At 72.3% G+C, this 18,149-nt stretch carries 19 protein-coding genes; 13 read left to right on the top strand and 6 right to left on the bottom strand.

The features are described 5' to 3' along the window. Positions 1–67 precede the first annotated feature (67 nt). Positions 68–283 carry a DUF4287 domain-containing protein gene (locus ACH4FX_RS11545; protein WP_398477554.1) on the top strand — a complete coding sequence of 72 codons (216 nt, stop codon included), beginning with the start codon at positions 68–70 and terminating at the stop codon, positions 281–283. Positions 284–313: 30 nt separating this feature from the next. Here the strand turns inward: ACH4FX_RS11545 and ACH4FX_RS11540 are convergent, their stop codons facing one another. Together ACH4FX_RS11540 and ACH4FX_RS11535 are read right to left on the bottom strand one after the other, a co-directional pair. After that, positions 314–1,030, bottom strand: coding sequence for an NADPH-dependent F420 reductase (locus ACH4FX_RS11540; RefSeq protein WP_398477552.1), 717 nt, complete (start codon positions 1,028–1,030; stop codon positions 314–316). A gap of 168 nt (positions 1,031–1,198) precedes the next feature. Further along, positions 1,199–1,741, bottom strand: coding sequence for a DUF3574 domain-containing protein (locus ACH4FX_RS11535; protein WP_398477550.1), 543 nt, complete (start codon positions 1,739–1,741; stop codon positions 1,199–1,201). A 108-nt stretch (positions 1,742–1,849) separates the two neighbouring features. Between ACH4FX_RS11535 and ACH4FX_RS11530 the strand changes: the two genes are divergently transcribed. Then, complete coding sequence (locus ACH4FX_RS11530) at positions 1,850–2,851, top strand: META domain-containing protein (RefSeq protein WP_398477549.1); 1,002 nt, start codon at positions 1,850–1,852, stop codon at positions 2,849–2,851. Positions 2,852–2,927: 76 nt separating this feature from the next. On the opposite strand, the gene ACH4FX_RS11525 is transcribed toward ACH4FX_RS11530, so the two are convergent. After that, positions 2,928–4,775: a bifunctional metallophosphatase/5'-nucleotidase gene (locus ACH4FX_RS11525; RefSeq protein ID WP_398477547.1), complete on the bottom strand. Its 1,848-nt coding sequence runs from the start codon at positions 4,773–4,775 to the stop codon at positions 2,928–2,930. A 133-nt stretch (positions 4,776–4,908) separates the two neighbouring features. Here ACH4FX_RS11525 and mshD point away from each other — a divergent pair, with 133 nt between their 5' ends. The 8 genes from mshD (at position 4,909) to ACH4FX_RS11485 (ending at position 14,532) form a co-directional block, all read left to right on the top strand. Beyond that, on the top strand, positions 4,909–5,856 hold the full coding sequence (gene mshD, locus ACH4FX_RS11520; RefSeq protein WP_398477545.1) for a mycothiol synthase: 948 nt from the start codon (positions 4,909–4,911) through the stop codon (positions 5,854–5,856). A 546-nt stretch (positions 5,857–6,402) separates the two neighbouring features. Next, entirely contained in the window at positions 6,403–7,443 is a 1,041-nt protein-coding gene (locus ACH4FX_RS11515) for an ABC transporter ATP-binding protein (RefSeq protein WP_398477543.1), read from the top strand. Next, positions 7,440–8,471 (top strand): ABC transporter permease, encoded by a 1,032-nt coding sequence (locus tag ACH4FX_RS11510; RefSeq protein ID WP_398477542.1) that lies wholly within the window; start codon positions 7,440–7,442, stop codon positions 8,469–8,471. The genes ACH4FX_RS11515 and ACH4FX_RS11510 overlap by 4 nt, the downstream gene beginning before the upstream one ends. Positions 8,472–8,654: 183 nt before the next feature. Next, positions 8,655–8,927 (top strand): hypothetical protein, encoded by a 273-nt coding sequence (locus tag ACH4FX_RS11505; RefSeq protein WP_398477540.1) that lies wholly within the window; start codon positions 8,655–8,657, stop codon positions 8,925–8,927. Between the two features lie 203 nt (positions 8,928–9,130). Then, on the top strand, positions 9,131–10,336 hold the full coding sequence (locus ACH4FX_RS11500; RefSeq protein ID WP_398477538.1) for a cytochrome P450: 1,206 nt from the start codon (positions 9,131–9,133) through the stop codon (positions 10,334–10,336). A 296-nt stretch (positions 10,337–10,632) separates the two neighbouring features. After that, entirely contained in the window at positions 10,633–12,912 is a 2,280-nt protein-coding gene (locus ACH4FX_RS11495; protein ID WP_398477536.1) for an RNA degradosome polyphosphate kinase, read from the top strand. Continuing rightward, a complete protein-coding gene (locus tag ACH4FX_RS11490) occupies positions 12,875–14,074 on the top strand; it encodes a CHAD domain-containing protein (protein ID WP_398477534.1) in 1,200 nt (399 codons plus the stop codon). Before ACH4FX_RS11495 ends, ACH4FX_RS11490 begins: the two co-directional genes overlap by 38 nt. Positions 14,075–14,103: 29 nt before the next feature. Then, positions 14,104–14,532 carry an NUDIX hydrolase gene (locus ACH4FX_RS11485; protein ID WP_398477717.1) on the top strand — a complete coding sequence of 143 codons (429 nt, stop codon included), beginning with the start codon at positions 14,104–14,106 and terminating at the stop codon, positions 14,530–14,532. A 25-nt stretch (positions 14,533–14,557) separates the two neighbouring features. Here ACH4FX_RS11485 and ACH4FX_RS11480 read toward each other — a convergent pair whose 3' ends face one another. Together ACH4FX_RS11480 and ACH4FX_RS11475 are read right to left on the bottom strand one after the other, a co-directional pair. Beyond that, positions 14,558–14,743 carry a hypothetical protein gene (locus tag ACH4FX_RS11480; RefSeq protein WP_398477716.1) on the bottom strand — a complete coding sequence of 62 codons (186 nt, stop codon included), beginning with the start codon at positions 14,741–14,743 and terminating at the stop codon, positions 14,558–14,560. A gap of 6 nt (positions 14,744–14,749) precedes the next feature. Continuing rightward, positions 14,750–14,884, bottom strand: a complete 135-nt coding sequence (locus ACH4FX_RS11475) for a hypothetical protein (protein ID WP_398477532.1) — start codon at positions 14,882–14,884, stop codon at positions 14,750–14,752. A 561-nt stretch (positions 14,885–15,445) separates the two neighbouring features. Between ACH4FX_RS11475 and ACH4FX_RS11470 the strand changes: the two genes are divergently transcribed. The 3 genes from ACH4FX_RS11470 to ACH4FX_RS11460 all read left to right on the top strand — a co-directional run bounded on the left by ACH4FX_RS11470 (position 15,446) and on the right by ACH4FX_RS11460 (position 17,109). Continuing rightward, positions 15,446–16,393, top strand: coding sequence for a helix-turn-helix domain-containing protein (locus ACH4FX_RS11470; RefSeq protein ID WP_398477530.1), 948 nt, complete (start codon positions 15,446–15,448; stop codon positions 16,391–16,393). Further along, a complete protein-coding gene (locus ACH4FX_RS11465; protein ID WP_398477714.1) occupies positions 16,350–16,481 on the top strand; it encodes a DUF397 domain-containing protein in 132 nt (43 codons plus the stop codon). The genes ACH4FX_RS11470 and ACH4FX_RS11465 overlap by 44 nt, the downstream gene beginning before the upstream one ends. Positions 16,482–16,686: 205 nt before the next feature. Next, on the top strand, positions 16,687–17,109 hold the full coding sequence (locus tag ACH4FX_RS11460; protein ID WP_398477712.1) for an Hsp20/alpha crystallin family protein: 423 nt from the start codon (positions 16,687–16,689) through the stop codon (positions 17,107–17,109). 82 nt (positions 17,110–17,191) lie between these two features. Here the strand turns inward: ACH4FX_RS11460 and ACH4FX_RS11455 are convergent, their stop codons facing one another. Then, a complete protein-coding gene (locus ACH4FX_RS11455; protein WP_398477528.1) occupies positions 17,192–18,022 on the bottom strand; it encodes a class I SAM-dependent methyltransferase in 831 nt (276 codons plus the stop codon). Between the last annotated feature and the right edge of the window lie 127 nt (positions 18,023–18,149).

The raw sequence follows: 18,149 nt of genomic DNA, 5'->3' as shown, positions 1-18,149 counted from the left end.
GTGGGCCGCACCTTGGCGCCGTGGCTGGGCCGGGCCTGTTGTCAGTGGCGGGTGCAAGACTGCGGGCATGACCGAAACCGCTGTGAAGGGCCCGGCGAGCTACTTCCCGTCGATCGAGAAGAAATACGGGCGGGCGATAGCCGAGTGGCAGGAGCTTATCCGCGCTGCGCCGCCGAGCAAGCACATGGAGCTGGTCGGCTGGCTGAAGGCCGAGCACGGGATGGGGCACGGGCACGCCAACGCGCTGGTTGCGCACACGCTCGCGGAGGCCAGGGGCAGGTAGGCCGGGGGCACCGGCCCGCCCGACTGCCGGTCAGTGGGCGCGGTCGGCGACGCGTACGCGCCGGGCCTGCGTCAGTGCGGCCCGCAGGCCCTCGGCCGGTACGGGCAGGGCGGGCACCTCGCGCAGCCGGTCGCGCGGTACGTCCGGATCGGCGGCGTACAGCCGGGTGCAGGCGGCCGACTCAGGCTCGAACCGCCAGCTCGCGGACAGCGGCCCGGCGTCCACCGTGTCGAAGCCGAGCCGGTCGATCAAGGCCGCCGCCGCGCGCTTCGCGTCGCTGTGGTCGCCCGCGACCGGCAGGGCGGAGCGGTCCGGTGCGCCGGTGGGGCGGGCGAGTTGGGGGAGATGGTGCGCCAGGACGTTGCTGAACGCCTTGACCAGGCGTGCCCCGGGCAGGTGCTCCTGTACGAGTTCGCCGGTGGTCAGCTCCTCGGTGTCGAGCGGGGTGATCCGGCCGTCGCGGCGCGGGGAGTAGGCGCAGGCGTCCAGGACCGTCCCGCCGCGCAGCGCCGCGGCGGGCAGGGCCGGTACGGCCGTCAGCGGGACGGCCAGCACCACGAACTCACCGGCCCGTGCGGCTTCCTCGGTGAAGCCCGCGGTGGCCAGCGGCCCCAGCCCGGCGGTGAGCCCGGCAAGGCTCTCCGGGCCGCGGGAGTTGGCCATCACGACCGGGATGCCGGCGGCCACCGCCAGCCGGGCGACCGCCGCGCCGAGGTGCCCGCTCCCGATGATTCCCAGAGTCGGCATGGCCCTCAACCTCGCTGCTGTCGTGGCGGATCGTCGGCCCGGCCGGGAGCGGGGCGGTGCGCCTCTGACGCATCCGGCCGGGATGCCGCCACCCTAGCCCATGTTCACTCCAGAGTGAACATGGCGCGGAGGCGGGATTGATCCTCGTCGCACACGACCGCACCGGCCTCAGAAGTCCACCCGCGCCCGGTCGTCGATCCGGGCCACGGACTCCTGGCCGAAGCGCTTCATGTAGGCGGCGCGGATCTCCTCGATCTCGGGGTCGTTGGGCCGGGCCTCGGACGCCGGATAGAGCAGGATCAGCTCGTACGAGCGCTCGCGTTCGATCGTGCCGTGGGAGTCGCGGTACTGGCCGTAACCGTCCTGGACGGTGAGGCCGTCGGGAAAGCGTGGGGTGACGAACGCGTCCACGAAGGCGTGGAACTCCTTGTCCGTGACCGGGGGCCCGCCGTGGGGCCGGGCGGTGCCGAACAGCAGGCTGGTCTCGACGTACGGGCGCCCCTCGGCGGCCTGCTGGGACGGTGCGGCGTTCGCGGCGGCGGGCCGGGAGCCGTCGGAGAGTGCCGCGTACGCGGTGGGTGTCCCGGCGCCCAGCAGCGCGGCACTCAGAGCGAGAGCGGCCGGACGCAGCCGGGGGCGGCGGGAGCGGCGGGGGCCGCGAGGGGAGTGGGCGGGCCGGGCGGGGCCGGGGAGGCCGGAGGTCGGCGTCATGGGCTGTCCCTTCCAGGGGCGTGGGAGTGCGCGGCCGGTTCCTTGGGGGAGGCAGGCTGAGAGAGTGGTGGGCGACGCAGGCGTGTCGAGTGTGAGGGAGCGGGGGCCATGACGCTGGGGAAAGCGCGGAAAGGACGGGTCCGGACCCGCCGGGCCGTCATCTGGGCCGGGGGCTTGGCAGCGATCGCCGTACTGTCGTCGTGCGGCTCGCAGCCGGGCTCCGATGGCGTGCGCAGCCAGGACACGAGAGCCGCGCCCACGAGGACGGCGCCCACGGGCACCGAGGGCGCGAAGTCCGATGCCCCGACGCCGGAGCGGTCCCGTTCCCGGCCCCCCATCACCGGCACACACTGGAACATCGAACGGCTGAGGCTGGACGGCGGTGTGACGGCGGCACCGCACGGCTCGGCCTGGATCACCTTCGACGGCACCGGGCACGCCGAGGGCAGCCTCGGATGCCACCGTTTCCGGGCCGCCGCCGATATCGACGACAGCCGGGTGCGCATCGGTGACGTGCGGATGTCCGCAGCCGTCTCATCGCCGGGCCCGGAAGACGGCAAGGCGGACTGCGGCCGTGAACGCGCCACGTTCGAGAAGTACGTGAAGCTGCTGCTGCGCGGCGAACTGCGGGCCGACCGCGCCCCGTCGGCGGACACCGTGTTTCTCGTCAACACCCGCAAGGACGGGTTCGAGCTGCAACGCGGTGTTCCCGCACCTCTCCTCGGTACTGAGTGGACCGTGGATTCCCTGTTCGAGTACGACAGCCAGGTGGCACCGGACGACATCGCCCCGGGCATCGGCGAGGTCCACGTCGTCTTCGAGAGCGACGGCACCGTACACGGCACCCTCGGCTGCAACGACTTCGAGGCGAAGGCGGAGATCGGCCCGGCCACCATGGAATTCTCCGGTGCGGCCACCACGACGGACCGGCCGTGTGGCGAGAGCGCCGCATCGGTGGAACAGCGCATGCTGCGGGATTTCCGCAAGGAGGCCCGGTACCGCTTGGGCCACGACAGCCTGTCCGTCTACACCGGCGACGACGTCCCGCTCCTGGCGGGCGGCTTCCACGCGCGAACGGACAGCCGGTCCCGGGAAGGGGAGCGCGGATGACGCGGACGCCGCGCAAGCGGCCCGGCGGGGATGTGCCCGCCGGGCCGTATGCCGGACAACCGCAGGGCTGCTCCAGCTACTTCACGACCGTGATCCGGTCCGCCTTCGGCGGTGCCAGCGGCGCGGTGGCCGAGGAGTGCGCCGTCAGGTAGGCGGTGAAGGCGTCCAGGTCGGACGGTCCGACATACTTGTCCTTGCCCTCCTTGAGGGCGGTGAAGCCGTCACCGCCGCCGGCCAGGAACTCGTTCATGGCGACGCGGTAGGTCTTGGCCGGGTCGACCGGCGCGCCGTTCAGCCGCACCGAGTCCTTGACCACGCGGTCCGCGCCCGACTTGGTCAGGTCCAGGGTGTACGTCAGCCCCCTGGAGACCTGGAGGATCTTCGGGGACGCCTCGTTCGGTCCGCTGACCTGCTGTTGGAGCGTGGTCAGCAGCTGCGCGCCGGTGAGCGACACCACGTTGGTCATGTTGGTGAAGGGCTGCACGGTGAAGGCTTCGCCGTACGTGACCACGCCGTCGCCCTCGCTCCCGGACGCCTTGTACGCGAGGTCGGAGCGGATGCCGCCGGGGTTCATCAGGGCGAGCTGCGCACCGCCCTTGTCCGCCGCCGCGGTGGCCTCCAGCTGCGCGTCGGAGATCAGGTCGCCGAGCGGCGTCTCGGGTGTCGCCTGCCCGCGGCCCGGAATGTCGGCGGAAATGTAGCCGACGGGCTTGTCGGCGACCGGCGCGGCGAGCTTGTTCCAGCGCCGGATGAGCGCGGTCATGTCCGCGGCCTTGGGCTGCGTGCGGTTGACGACGTGGTTGCGCGCGGTGGCCGACTTCACCGACGTACGGACGATGTCCTTGGTGCGCCGGTCGTAGGTGAGCGTGGTGTCCGTGTAGAGCTTGCCGAAGGACGCGGCCGAGGTGACGGTGCGCGGCATGCCGGACGGGTCCGGGATCGTGCACGCGTACGCCTGGTGGGTGTGGCCGGTGACCAGCGCGTCCACCTTCGGCGTGACCTTCTTGGCGATCTCCGCGATCGGCCCGGAGATCCCGGACCCGGGGCCGGGGCTGTCGCAGTCGTAGTTGTACGCGGTAGAGGCCGGCATGCCGCCCTCGTGGACCAGCGCCACGATCGACTTCACGCCCTGCCGGTCCAGCTCCTTGGCGTACTTGTCGATGGTCTCGGCCTCGTCGTGGAACTTCAGGCCCTTGACGCCGTTGGCGCTGACCACGTCGGGCGTGCCCTCCAGCGTGACCCCGATGAAGCCGATCTTGACGCCCTTGTGCTTCCAGACCGTGTAGGGCTTGAGGATCGGGCGGCCGGTCTTCTCGTCCGTGACGTTCGCGGCCAGGTACGGGAAGTCGGCGCCCCGGAAACGCCTGCCCTTCTCGTAGCAGCCGTCCGTGGGGTGGCAGCCGCCCTTCTGGAGGCGGGTCAGCTCGGCGCGGCCCTCGTCGAACTCGTGGTTGCCGACCGAGGTGACGTCCAGGCCGAGCTTGTTCATCGCCTCGATCGTCGGCTCGTCGTGAAAGAGCCCGGACAGCAGCGGGCTGGCGCCGACCATGTCACCGGCCGCGGCGGTGACCGAGTACGGGTGGCCCTTGCGCGCGGTGCGCAGCGCGTTGGCCAGGTACTCGACGCCGCCTGCCTCGACCTTCTTGCGGCTGCCGTCGGGCTGCACCTCCTCGATGGTGCCGGAGGAGCCCTGCGGGGCCTCCAGGTTGCCGTGGAAGTCGTTGAAGGAGAGCAGCTGGACGTCGACGGTGCGGCCGGAGTGGCCGCCGTGGCCGTGGCCGGCGGGCCGGGCGGGCGAGGCGGTCGCGGTGCCTTCGGCGCCGGCCGGCGCTGCCGCGGCCGTGAGGCCGGCGGCCACGGCGAGCGCCGCCGCCCCGGCCGTCAGGGCGCGCGCCGCGCGCCGCCGCTGCGGTCTCGGTGACATGGTGGGTCCCCCTTGTGGGCTGGTGTCCGAGCGGACGTAGCGTACGGTCAACGCGCGTAGCGGAACAGGGGGTACCGGGTGACGGGGCGGTGTGCATCGGGTGTACCGGCGTCCGGGTCGTACGCTTCGAAGCATGACTGACGCAGCACAGGACAAGGCCGGGACCGGCCGGCGGATCGTGGTGGCGGACGAGCTGTCGCCGGACGCGGCCGCCGCCGTCCTCGAACTGATCGAGCTGGCCGCGGCGACGGACGGGCAGCCCGCCGTGTCCGAACAGGGGCGGCTCCAGCTGCGCGGCGGGCGGCGCGAGGGCGTACGGCACCTGCTGCTGTACGTACCGGGCGGGCCGGACGACGAGGCCGGGGTGCTCGCCGGGTACGCACAGCTGGAGGACACCGACCCCGTGGAGGCGCCCGCCGCCGAGCTGGTCGTGCACCCGTCCCACCGGGGCCACGGCCACGGCCGCGCGCTGGGCACCGGGCTGCTGGAGCAGTCCGGCCGCCGCCTGCGGGTGTGGGCGCACGGCGGCCACTCCGCGGCCCGCCACCTCGCCCAGACCCTCGGCATGACGCTCTTCCGCGAGCTGCGGCAGATGCGCCGCCCGCTGACCGGCCTGGATCTGGCGGAGCCGGTGCTTCCGGACGGTGTGTCCGTACGGACCTTCCAGCCGGGCGCGGACGACGCGGCATGGCTGGCGGCGAACGCGGCGGCCTTCGCCCACCACCCCGAGCAGGGCTCGCTGACCCAGCGGGACCTGGACGACCGCAAGGGCGAGCCCTGGTTCGACCCCAAGGGCTTCTTCCTCGCCGAGCGGGACGGCCGGCTGGTCGGCTTCCACTGGACCAAGATCCACGCGGAGGAGGGGCTGGGCGAGGTGTACGTGGTCGGGGTCCGGCCGGACGCCCAGGGCGGCGGCCTCGGCAAGGCGCTCACCGCGATCGGGCTGCGGCACCTGGCGGCGCAGGGCGTGCCGACGGCGATGCTGTACGTCGACGCGGACAACGGGCCCGCCGTGACCGTCTACGAGCGGCTCGGTTTCACCACGCACGAGACGGACCTGATGTACCGCACGGAGACCTGAGGACGGCCGCGCCCCCACGGGCGCCCGTTCCCGATCCGCCGCGCACCGTGCTCGGTTGAGACGGAGAGCTGACGCGACCGATCGTCTTCCGCGCTGAAACCGATCGAGTTCCGCGCTGAAGCGGACCACGGGCGCCGTCGTCGCTGAGGCGGACCATGGGCGCCGTCGTCCCGTACTCCGGGCCGGCGGCGCCCGTCGCCCCGCCGCCTCCACGTACCCGTCCCGCTGCCTCCGCGTACCCGCCCCGCTGCCGCGTCTCCGACGGCGGCCCGGGCTCCGGCACCTCCGTCCTCCCGGAACACCCGCCCACCCTGGGGAGTCCTAACGGGATGGGGTCTGGACCGTACGGCCGGCTGACGGTCTCCGTACGGCCGGCGCCCCCGGCCCGCTGACCCGGCACACGGGGCACTGCGCACGGGCCACCCCAGCGCCCCGTCCCCGGGCTCGGCCCGTGGACGCGGGTTGACAGGTGTCGCACACGTGGCCGAACCTGCCACTGTTTCGTCGGACAACCGACGGGGCCGGAGACCGGGGAGGGGCAGGACAGTGCTGCGCCGCAGGAGCGACCCGGCCGGCCGGATCGCGGGACACACCGCCATCGAGGCGGTCGGACTCGGGTTGCGGGTCCGCCGCGGCTGGGCCCTTCGGAACTGCACCTTCCGGTTGCCCGCGGGCCGCCTGTGCGCCCTGGTCGGCCCCAACGGCGCGGGCAAGAGCACGCTGTTCTCGCTGGTCTCCGGGCTGCGCCGGCCGTCCGAGGGCACCGTCACGGTCTACGGCGTGGACCCCGCCACGCCACAGGGCCGCGCCCACGTCGCGTTCCTCACCCAGGACAAGCCGCTGTACCGGCGGCTGACCGTCGCCGAGACCCTGCGCATGGGGTACGAGCTGAACCGGGCCCGGTGGAGCCGCGAGACGGCGGAGCGGATCGTACGGGAGGGCAAGGTGCCCCTCGACGTACGCGTCGGCACGCTGTCGTCCGGGCAGCGCACCCGCGTCGCGCTGGCCCTGGTCTTCGCCAAGCGGCCCGAACTGATGCTGCTCGACGAGCCGCTGGCCGACCTCGACCCGCTCGTACGCCACGAGATCGTGGGTCTGCTGATGGCCCAGGCCGCCGAGCACGGCACCACCGTCGTGATGTCCTCGCACGTCCTCGCCGAGCTGGACGGCGTCTGCGACTACCTGCTGGTCCTCGCGGACGGCCGGGTCCGGGTGGCCGGGGAGGCCGACGACGTGCTCGGCGCGCACACCCTGCTGCGCGGCCCGTACACCGGGGCCGCCGCGGGCGGTCTGCCGCCGGAGATCGCCGCCCACACGGTGATCGAGTCCCGTGTCACCGGGCGGCAGCTCACCGCCCTCGTCCGGCGCCAGGGCCCGGTCACCGGCCCGTGGGAGGCCGCCGACCCCACGCTCGAAGAGCTGCTGCTCTCCTACCTGCGCGAGCCCGGGGCGCCCGAACTGATCGCCCCGAGCGCCGAACCCCGCGCCGCGGGTCCGCGCGGCACCTCCTTCGCCGCGCCGCGTCCCCCCGGCGCGTCCGGCCGCCCGGGGGAGGCCCGCGCCTCGGAAGGGGCCCGCAGCACGTGAGCACCGGCACGACCGAGGACCGCGCCGCCCGGCACGCCGTACGGGTCTGGCGCGGCCCGCTGCACGGTGCGACCTGGCTGGTCTGGCGGCAGCACCGGTGGGCGGCCCGGCTGCTGGCGGTGTTCGTGCTCCTCGCCGCGGCCGGTGCCGTGGTGCTGCGCGCCCGGATGGCCGGCTACATCGACAGCCACCACATCGCGGGCTGCTCGGAGATCTCCCGGCTCCCGGCCTGTGCGGGCACCCAGGAGGCGGTCACCGCCTTCCGCGCCGCATACGGGCCGCTCATCGGGACGATCACCGACGTGATGGTGCTGCTGCCCGCCGCGGCCGGCATGTTCGCCGGCGCCCCGCTGATCGCCCGCGAGCTGGAGAACGGCACCGCCAAGCTGGCCTGGACGCAGTCGGTCAGCCCGGTGCGGTGGTTCGCCGCCAAGTGCGCGGTGCCCCTGGTGCTCGTACTGGCCGCGGTGTCGGCCCTGTCCGCGCTGGTCACCTGGTGCCTGGCGCCCGCCGTCGACGAGGTGTCCGGCGCGTACTGGTACAGCACCGGTACGTTCAACGCGCTCGGCCCGGTCCCGGTCGCGTACTGCCTGCTGTCGGTGGTGATCGGCGTACTGGCGGGTCTGGTGCTGCGGCGCACGGTGCCCGCGATGGCGGTCACCGTTTTGCTGACCGGCCTCCTGGCGTACGCCTTCGACGCCGTACGCCCGCATCTGATGGCGACCGTGACCACGCGGGCCGCGTCGGACGGCACCGACGCCTCCGAGCTGCCGGACGACTCCTGGTACCAGGGCGGCGGGCTGCGCACCGAGTCCGGCGAGCGGCTGCCGGCGGGCAGCTGCTCCGCGGGCGACGGGTACGCGGACTGCCTGCGCCTGCACAAGGTGGTGGGCGGCTACGTGGACAGCCACCCCGCCGCGCACCGCTGGCCGCTGGCGTGGCTGGAGTCCGCGCTGGTGACGGGCGCGGCAGCGGTGACGGCGGTGGTGCTGGCCCTGGTCGCCGCGCGGGTGCTGCGACGCCGCTGAGCGGGCGCTCACCGACGGCCTCCACGCGGACGGGCCGGGCCCGTCGGCGGCCCCTGGAGTGTGTGTTCGTGCCCCACCGGCGGCGCGGCCCGTGGGCGCCGACCGGTGGGGCCGGGGTGACCAACTCACGACGGCAGTCGTTTACCACCTCTGATGACGCTTCGGATCGGCACAGTTCTGGCAGTGGCTGCCGCTGCGTTCGCCGGTGGTCTCACCGCTGCCGCACCGGCCTTCGCGGGTGGCGTCGGCGCCTTCCTCTCCCCGGCGTTCGGCAACGCCTGCGCCCAGCACACCGGGCCCCGCACCGGCGGCGCCACCACGTACGGCGCAGGGCCCGGTGGGCTGCTCGTCGCACTCCCCTTCGGCGGGTCGGTCAACCAGTGCGGCGGCACCGACCTCGCCGACACCGACTTCATCGGCCGCATCGTCCAGTCCGGAACGGTGGACTGGAACTGACGAGGCCGTTCGTCCGGCCGGGTCGCCGGGCATTGCCTTAGCCCAATCTCATTGCAACGCGCCATTGCGTTTGCGTCTAGCGTCATTGCATCAACTCGCCGCCAGTGCAGGGAAAAGCGCGCTTACAGCGTTGACGAAACACTGAATGCAACGTAGCTTTCGAGGTGCCTCAAACACGTACCTTCGCGAAATGAGGAATGGCCATGGGGGAATCCCTGCACACCATGACGACGCTGCCGACGGGACGCCGGTCCGGCTGCCCCTTCGCCCCGCCGGCGGAGCTGGTCGAGGCCCGCCGGCACGGCCCGGTCAGCCGCTACACCTTCCCGGGCGGCGAACCGGGCTGGCTGATCACCGGATACGACCTGGTCAGGTCGGTCCTGGCGGACCCGCGGTTCAGCTCGCGCAGGGAGCTCATGCTCCACCCGACCGTCGACTACGGAGGCATCGAGGTCCCCCCGGCGCCGCCCGGCGAGTTCGTCCTCATGGACGACCCGGAGCACCGGCGCTACCGCAAGCCGCTGATGGGCAAATTCACCGTACGGCGCATGCGCCTGCTCACCGAGCGCGTCGAGCAGATCACCGCCGACTGCCTGGACGCCATGGAGAAGACCGGGCCGCCGGCGGACCTGGTGCCCGCGTTCGCCAGGCCCATCCCCGCCATCATCATCTGCGAGCTGCTGGGCGTGCCGTACGAGGAGCGGGGCTCCTTCCAGGCGCAGGTCGAGTCGTTCATGAACGGGGAGACGAGCGACGAGGACCTGATAGCGGCCTACACCGCGACCCAGGACTACCTCGCGGAGCTGGTGGCCGCCAAGCGCGCGCACCCCACCGACGATGTGCTCAGCGACCTCACCGACAGCGACCTGACCGATGAGGAGCTGAAGGGGATCAGCCTGGTCCTGCTGACGGCCGGGCTCGACACCACCGCGAACATGCTGGCACTGGGCACGTTCGCACTGCTGCGGAACCCGGCGCAGCTGGCCGCGCTGCGCGCCGAGCCCGCGCTCGCCGACCGGGCCGTGGAGGAACTGCTGCGGTACCTGAGCGTCGCCAAGACGTTCATGCGGACGGCACTGGAGGACGTGGAGCTGGGCGGCCACACCCTCGAGGCCGGTACGCGCGTCATCCTGTCGCTCAACACGGCCAACCGCGACCCCGAGCGCTTCGCCGAGCCCCACGTGCTCGACATCCGGCGGCAGGGCGGCGGGCACCTGGCCTTCGGCCACGGTGTCCACCAGTGCCTGGGCCAGCAGCTGGCCCGTACCGAGATGCGGGTCGCCTTCTCCGCCCTGGTCAGCCGCTTTCCCACGCTGCGCCTGGCGGTACCGGCCGAGGAGGTCGAGCTGCGCCCGGAGGCCGCGGACATCTACGGGGTGAAGAGCCTCCCGGTCACCTGGGACGTCTGACCGCGAGCCGGCGGGCGACGGGGCCGCCGAGGGCAGGGAGCGCGCGACGGGGCTGTCGCGCGCTCCCTCGTGCGCCCTGGGGTGCGCCCCCGCCCGCACAAGACACGGGAAGGTAAACACCGGCCGGTAGCGGCCCGCTTGCCTGGCCGCCATATCCGCGTTACCGGTGATTCAACGTCGCTTGCGAGCATCGCTGAATGCAGCCCGCTGTCCCGAACGCCGCCGGTCGCCGCCTGCACCCCGTACCGACTCCGTCCGACGGGCTGGCAACGCCCTCGGCGCGGAAGAATAAGGTCATGAACCAGCAGCCCAGCGCCCAGGCACCGGACCGGACCGAGCCGACCGCGTCCCGGGCGGCGGCCCACCTGCCGCCCTCCGCGCAGCCGTCGGTGGGCTCCATAGCCGCGCACCGCCCGCACGCGGTGGCCGTACCGGTGCCCGAGCTGGAGCCGGACCTCGACGCCGACCTGGACGACTACGAGGAGTCCGGTGCGGCCGGCGCCGACGAGGACCTGCCCGCCGGCCGGTTCCTGGACCGCGAGCGCAGCTGGCTGGCGTTCAACGAACGGGTGCTGGAGCTGGCCGAGGACCCGGCCACCCCGCTCCTCGAACGGGCCAACTTCCTGGCGATCTTCGCCAGCAACCTGGACGAGTTCTTCATGGTGCGCGTCGCGGGCCTCAAACGGCGTATCGCGACCGGCGTCGCCACCCGCTCCGCCTCCGGCCTCCAGCCCCGCGAGGTGCTGGACCTCATCTGGACCCGCTCGCGCGAGCTGATGGCGCGGCACGCCGCCTGCTTCCAGCAGGACGTCGCCCCCGAACTCGCCGACCAGGGCATCCACCTGATCCGCTGGCCCGACCTGACCGAGAAGGAGCAGGCCCGGCTGTTCACCCTGTTCCGCCAGCAGATCTTCCCCGTCCTCACCCCGCTGGCGGTCGACCCGGCCCACCCGTTCCCGTACATCTCCGGCCTCTCCCTCAACCTGGCCGTGGTCGTCCGCAACCCGGTCAGCGGCCACGACCACTTCGCGCGGGTCAAGGTGCCGCCGCTGCTCTCCCGCTTCCTGGAGGCGGCCCCGCAGCGGTACGTGCCCATCGAGGACGTGATCGCCGCCCATCTGGAGGAGCTGTTCCCCGGGATGGAGGTGCGGGCGCACCACATGTTCCGGGTGACCCGCAACGAGGACCTCGAAGTCGAGGAGGACGACGCGGAGAACCTGCTCCAGGCGCTGGAGAAGGAGCTGATGCGGCGCCGCTTCGGGCCGCCGGTGCGCCTGGAGGTCGAGGAGTCCATCGACCCCGCCGTGCTGGACCTGCTCGTCCAGGAGCTGAAGGTCTCCGACTCCGAGGTCTACCCGCTGCCCGGCCCCCTGGACCTGACCGGGCTCTTCGGGATCGGCGCCCTGGACCGGCCGGAGCTGAAGTACCCGAAGTTCGTGGCGGGCACCCACCGCGACCTCGCCGAGGTCGAGTCGGCCTCCGCGCCCGACGTCTTCGCCGCGCTGCGCGCCCGTGACGTGCTGCTCCACCACCCGTACGACTCGTTCTCCACCTCGGTGCAGGCGTTCCTGGAGCAGGCCGCCGCCGACCCGGACGTCCTCGCCATCAAGCAGACGCTGTACCGCACATCCGGTGATTCGCCGATCGTCGACGCCCTGATAGACGCCGCCGAATCCGGCAAACAGGTGCTCGTCCTGGTCGAGATCAAGGCGCGCTTCGACGAGCAGGCCAACATCAAATGGGCGCGCAAACTGGAGGAGGCGGGCTGCCATGTCGTGTACGGGCTGGTCGGGCTCAAGACGCACTGCAAACTGTCGCTCGTCGTCCGCCAGGAAGGCGAGATGCTGCGCCGCTATTCGCACGTGGGAACGGGGAACTACCACCCCAAGACGGCCCGGCTGTACGAGGACCTGGGGCTGCTGACCGCCGACCCGCAGGTGGGCGCGGACCTCTCCGACCTCTTCAACCGGCTCAGCGGCTACTCCCGCCGGGAGACCTACCGGCGGCTGCTGGTGGCCCCCAAGTCGCTGCGCGACGGCCTCGTCCAGCGCATCGCGAAGGAAGTCGCGCACCACCGCGCCGGGCGGCCCGCCTACGTCCGCATCAAGGTCAACTCGATGGTGGACGAGGCGGTCGTCGACGCGCTGTACCGCGCGTCGCAGGCCGGCGTGCCGGTCGACGTGTGGGTGCGCGGCATCTGTGCCCTGCGGCCCGGCGTCGAGGGGCTCAGCGAGAACATCCGGGTCCGCAGCGTCCTCGGCCGGTTCCTCGAACACTCCCGGGTGTTCGCCTTCGGCAACGGCGGCGAGCCGGAGGTCTGGCTGGGCAGCGCCGACATGATGCACCGCAATCTGGACCGGCGGATCGAGGCGCTGGTCCGGGTCACCGACCCGGGCCACCGGGCCGCCCTCGACCGGCTGCTGGAGACCGGTACGTCGGACGCCACCTCGTCCTGGCACCTGGGGCCGGACGGCAACTGGACCCGGCACGCGGTCGACGCGGACGGCGCGCCGCTGCGCAACGTACAGGAAATGCTCATTGACGCCCGGAGGCGCCGGCGTGGCCCAGCGACATGACGTCCCCCCGCTCCGCTACGAGCCCGCCGGGCCCGGCGGCGCGCCCGCCGCGCTGGCCGACGGCCCGCCGTCGCGCCCCGGCAGCCGCCCGCACCCGTACGGAACCGAGCGTTCCATGCTGACCGGGCACACCGCCAGGGAAATCCTCGCCGCCTACCTGCACCACCAGGCGACGGACTTCCTGCGCAGCCTGCGCGCCCACCGCGAGAGCGGCTCCGACGCGGAAGGCACCCGCGAGGCCGCGGCCCAACTCCGCACCTCGGCACGGCGCATCGGCAGCGCCCTGCACACCTTCCGCCCCCTCACGGACGAGAAGTGGGCCGACCACCTGCGGGGCGAACTGGCCTGGCTGTCCGGGACACTGGCCCGCGAGCACGCCAGTACGGCACGGCTGGACCGCCTGCTGGGCGCGTTGCAGCGGCTGACCGGCCGGGCCGACCGGGACCGCGACCCCGCGCGTACGGGCCACGGCACGTCCCTGGAAACACCTTCCCCCGGCTCCGGCCGGGACGGGGCGTCCGGCACCGAGGCCGACGCCGTCCTCTCCGCCGGGGCCGCGCGGGCCGGTGCGCTGCTGGAACGGCAGATCACCCTCGCCCGCACCCGCGCGCACACCGCGGCCCTCCAGGCGCTCGGCTCCTCCCGCTTCCACGCGGTCGCCGACGCCGTCGCCGTACTGGCCTCGGAAGCGCCGCTCACCGCTGCCGCCGACCGGCCCGCGGCGGACGTGCTGGCGCCGCTGGCCGAGCAGGCCCACCGGCGGCTCGCGGAGGGCGTCGCGGCACTGCCGCTCGCCCGCGCCGGCCACCCGTACAACGCCGACGCGCTCACCGCCGACGCCCGGCAGGACGCCCCCTGGCACCACGTCCGGCTGCTGGCCCGTCTGAGCCGGTACGCCCAGGAGGTACTCGACCCCGACGGCATCGACCCGCGCCTCGCGGAGGCGGGCCGCGCCCTGGAACGCCACCGCGACGCGGCCGAGGCAGCTGCCGCAGCTGCCGCCGCGGCCCGTACCCCGCGCATCGCCCCGGCCACCGCGTACGCGCTGGGCGTCCTGCACGCCGACCAACGGCACGAAGTCGAGGCGGCCCGCTACGTGTTCGGCCGCGTCTGGATTCCCGGACCGGCTCCCGAAAGTCCTCAGCCGGTCCGGAAAGGATGACGGAGAACCCGGAAGGGATGACGGAGAAAATGTCGGTGCCGAGCAAACCCGTCAGAGCGGCCGGCTGCGTACTGTGGCGCCGTTCACCCGCCGACGGCGCACTGGAAATCGCCCTCATTCACCGCCCTAAGTACGGCGATTGGTCGCACCCCAAAGGAAAACTCAAACGCGGCGAGGACTGGCTGCCCGGCGCCCTGCGAGAGGTAACCGAGGAAACCGGCATGCATTGCCGTCCCGGTACCGAACTCCCCACTGTCCGGTACGTCGCCAACGGCCGCCCCAAAGAAGTCCGCTACTGGGCAGCGGAAGCGACCGGCGGCACCTTCGACCCGAACATCGAGGTGGACCGGCTCCTGTGGCTGCCCCCGGCCCAGGCCCGCCGCATCCTCACCCAGGAAAGGGACCGGGAATTGGTGGACGCGTTGCTGGAGGCGGTGCAGGAAGTGGGGCGGCAGTAGCGGCAGGGGGCGGAGGCCCGGCCGCCTAGACGAGGTCGAGACCGGCCTGCGACCGGATCGAATCCACGGCCTCCTGATTGAGCAACCGCAGCGGCACCACCGTCCAGCGGGCCCCCTTGCGCATGATCACGGCTTGCCCGTCCTTGGTACGCCCGACGTGCACGAACCCGTACTCCCGCCGCAGTTCTCTCGCCAGGTCTTCGCCGTGCATCACGGGCTACGTCCCTTCGCGGTCCTTATCGCCGGCCACGCTGCTGTGCACGTCACCGTTCCGGGACACCCGGGTGTCGGGGTCGGTGACGGCCCCCTCGTTCTCCTGCGGGGCCCACTCCTCTCCCTTCTGCTTACCCATCTTCACCGGCTCCTTCCTGCTCGTCGCTGTGCCGACCGGGGGACGGCCGCATCCCGGGCGTGATCGTCGAGGGCCCACCCGGAAAGCAGAGCGGGCACGTACACGTCTTCCAGTCACGGCCGAGCCTGCGCCACTCGTACAAGGTGACTTCGCGGCGCTCGGCCGTCCGCGCGTCACCAGCCGCATTCCTCCGATAGACGGTGAACCTGAACGGCCCGCCGCTGTTTCCACCGGCGCCTCCGGCCTCTTTCACGGAGTTCGCCCGTCCAGAGGCTTCTTGCAGAAGAGGCAGATACCTGTTTCGTCCGTCCAGAGGATAAGGCAACGACAGTGCACGCACTTCGGCACTCCGTCGATGGCACAATCCCCGTCGGCCTCCGGGTCCCTGCGCTCCCGCACGGCGGCGAGCCCCATTGATTCGAACGACCTTGCGTCTTCGTCGGCGGTCATCATGTGCCGTCCTCCGGTGTGGTGGGGTTTTGTCGAACCCAGCATTTCCCAACGGTGGTTGGCCCACAATGCGCGAAAGGTGTCTTTCGTCGGCTGGCACATAGGAGGGTCATGAGGAGGCGCAACGCTCAGAATGGTCAGGCGCGGCGACCCGCAGAAGTGTTCGGGGAACTGCTGGCCCATCACCGGGAAGCGGCCGGCCTCAGACAAGCCGACCTGGCCCGGCTGCTGCACTGCGACCGCTCCCACGTGACGCGCATCGAAGCCGGCACCCGGGTGCCGGACGAACCACTCGTCATCGCCTGCGACCAACTGCTCCGCACGGGCGGGACCTTGCTGCGCCTTTGGCGCCGGATCGACTGGTACTCGCAGATCGAACACCCGGACTGGTTCCAGCGACGCGCCGACATGGACGCGGAGCTGGTGACGCTGCGCGAATACCAAAGCGGCGTCGTGCCAGGGCTGTTGCAGGCGGAAAGCTACGCGCGCTCGTTGTACTCGCGTCGCTACCAGGACAGCGCCAAGGTCGAGGGACTTGTACGAGCGCGACTCAGCCGTCAGCAGCGCTTTTTGGCGGCGGACGGGCCCCTGTACGTAGCCATGCTTGACGAGAGCTGTCTACGTTCGGTCATGGGCAGCGCGGCGGGAATGCGTGAGCAGTGCGCGCACCTGCTGACTGTCGGAGAACGCCCCAATATCCGCATTCAGGTCGCCCCGGCCGACCAACCCGGGCTCAGGCGTCCCACCACCTCAATGTCCCTGATCAAGCTGCCTGATGGGCATGAGTGGGTCTACAGCGAGTCGCTCGACCGCGGTCATTTCAACGACGATCCGCAGGTCTTCGCGCGGCACTCCCAGACCTATGATGTGCTCAGGGCCGACGCTCTCTCAGCCCCGGACTCAGCCGCTCTGATCAGAGACCTGATGGGAAGGTACGGGCAGCATGGACAGGCAGGTTCTTCGCGCGGCGACGTGGCTCAAGAGCAGCCACAGCGGCGACAACGGCGGCAACTGCATCGAAATAGCCCCCGGTATCCCCGGCGTCGTCCCGGTGCGTGACAGCAAGGCCCCCGAGGGGCCGCATCTGATGATCCCGGCGGCGGCCTGGTCCGCCTTCGTGGGCCTTGCCAAGGCCATGCCGGTCTGAACGACTCCGGCTTCGCCGAGCCCCCTCCGAGTGCCCGGAGGGGGCTTCGTGCGTTGCGCCGGCGACCGCCGCGTCCCATCTGACCTGGGGCACTGCCACTGGCGGGCAATCTTCTTGAGTCCGGGCTTGTCAATTTTTCTTCGCGGGGCTATACCAGAAGGCGAAGGGCATCGCACCCACTGCCTTCGGAAGGAGATGACCCGTGATGCTCATGCGCACCGATCCGTTCCGCGAGTTCGACCGCCTCACCCAGCAGGTGTTCGGCACCACGGCGCGCCCGGCGGCGCTGCCGATGGACGCGTACCGGTCCGGCGACGAGTTCGTGATCCACTTCGATCTGCCGGGCGTCGACCCGGAGTCGATCGACCTCGACGTCGAGCGCAACGTGCTCACCGTCCGCGCCGAGCGCGCCTCCGCCGCCCCCGAGGGCGCCGAGATGATCGCGAGCGAGCGTACGACCGGCAAGTTCAGCCGGCAGCTGTTCCTCGGTGAGACGCTCGACAGCGAGCGGGTGGACGCGGCGTACGAGAACGGCGTCCTGACGCTGCGCATCCCGGTCGCGGAGCAGGCCAAGCCGCGCAAGATCCAGATCACGGGCGGCAGCTCGCGCAAGCAGATCTCCCAGTGACGCAGGGCTGAGGCGCGACGGTGCCGTCCCCCGGGCACCGCCGCGTCCGCCGCGCGTTCTCCGGCGGCGACAGGAGTGCGCCTCACACCGGCGCCAACGCCTCCCACCGGACCGTGACCTCGCCCTGTCGCCACCGCCGGGGCCCGTCGGCCAGCGGCCACGCCGTACTCAGCGCGAGCACACTGCGCATCCACCGCTGCCGCGCGCCCAGTGACGCGTACGGGGCGGCGGCCGCCCACGCCCGGTCGAAGTCGCGCAGGAACGCGTGCACGGGCTGGCCCGGCACATTGCGGTGGATCAGCGCCTTCGGCAGGCGTTCCGCCAGGTCGGAAGGGGTTTCCAGGGCGCCGAGCCGGGCCGCGAAAGTGACCGTACGCGGCCCTTCGGGGCCCAGCGCCACCCACACGTGCCGCCGCCCGATCTCGTCGCAGGTGCCCTCCACCAGGAGCCCGTCCGGCGCGAGCCGCGCGCACAGCCGCTCCCAGACGGCGGTCACCTCCTCCTCGGCGTACTGGCGCAGTACGTTCGCGGCCCGGATCAGCACCGGCGGGCGCCGTCCCGGCAGCGGCACCTCGAAGCCTCCGTGGGCGAAGACCAGCCCCGGGCACGCGTACGGCGCCGCCGCGGCGACCCGCTCCGGGTCGATCTCGATGCCGACCACCTGTACGTCGGCCCGGACCGTACGCAGCCGGGCGAGCAGTTCCACGGCGGTCCACGGCGCGGCGCCGTAACCGAGGTCCACGGCGACGGGGGCGGGGCCGCGGCGCAGCGCGGTGGCGTGTGTGGCGGCGATCCAGCGGTCCATGCGGCGCAGCCGGTTCGGGTTGGTGGTTCCGCGGGTCGCGTTCCCCAGGGGGCGGGAGGACGGGGGAGGGGCAGACGAGGCGGAAGAGGGGGACGAGCTGCGGACCATGTCCTGACTTTATGTGCACAGCGGCCCCACCCGTCCCGCCAGGCACTGCTCACCTCCCGAACCGGTCGCTTCGTCGTGCCTCGGTCACCTCCTGAGCCGGTGGCTTCGTCGTGCCCCGGTCACCTGC

Source organism: Streptomyces sp. NPDC018019, assembly GCF_044327805.1.
Classification (GTDB): domain Bacteria; phylum Actinomycetota; class Actinomycetes; order Streptomycetales; family Streptomycetaceae; genus Streptomyces.
This window is presented reverse-complemented; position numbering and strand designations above follow the sequence as displayed.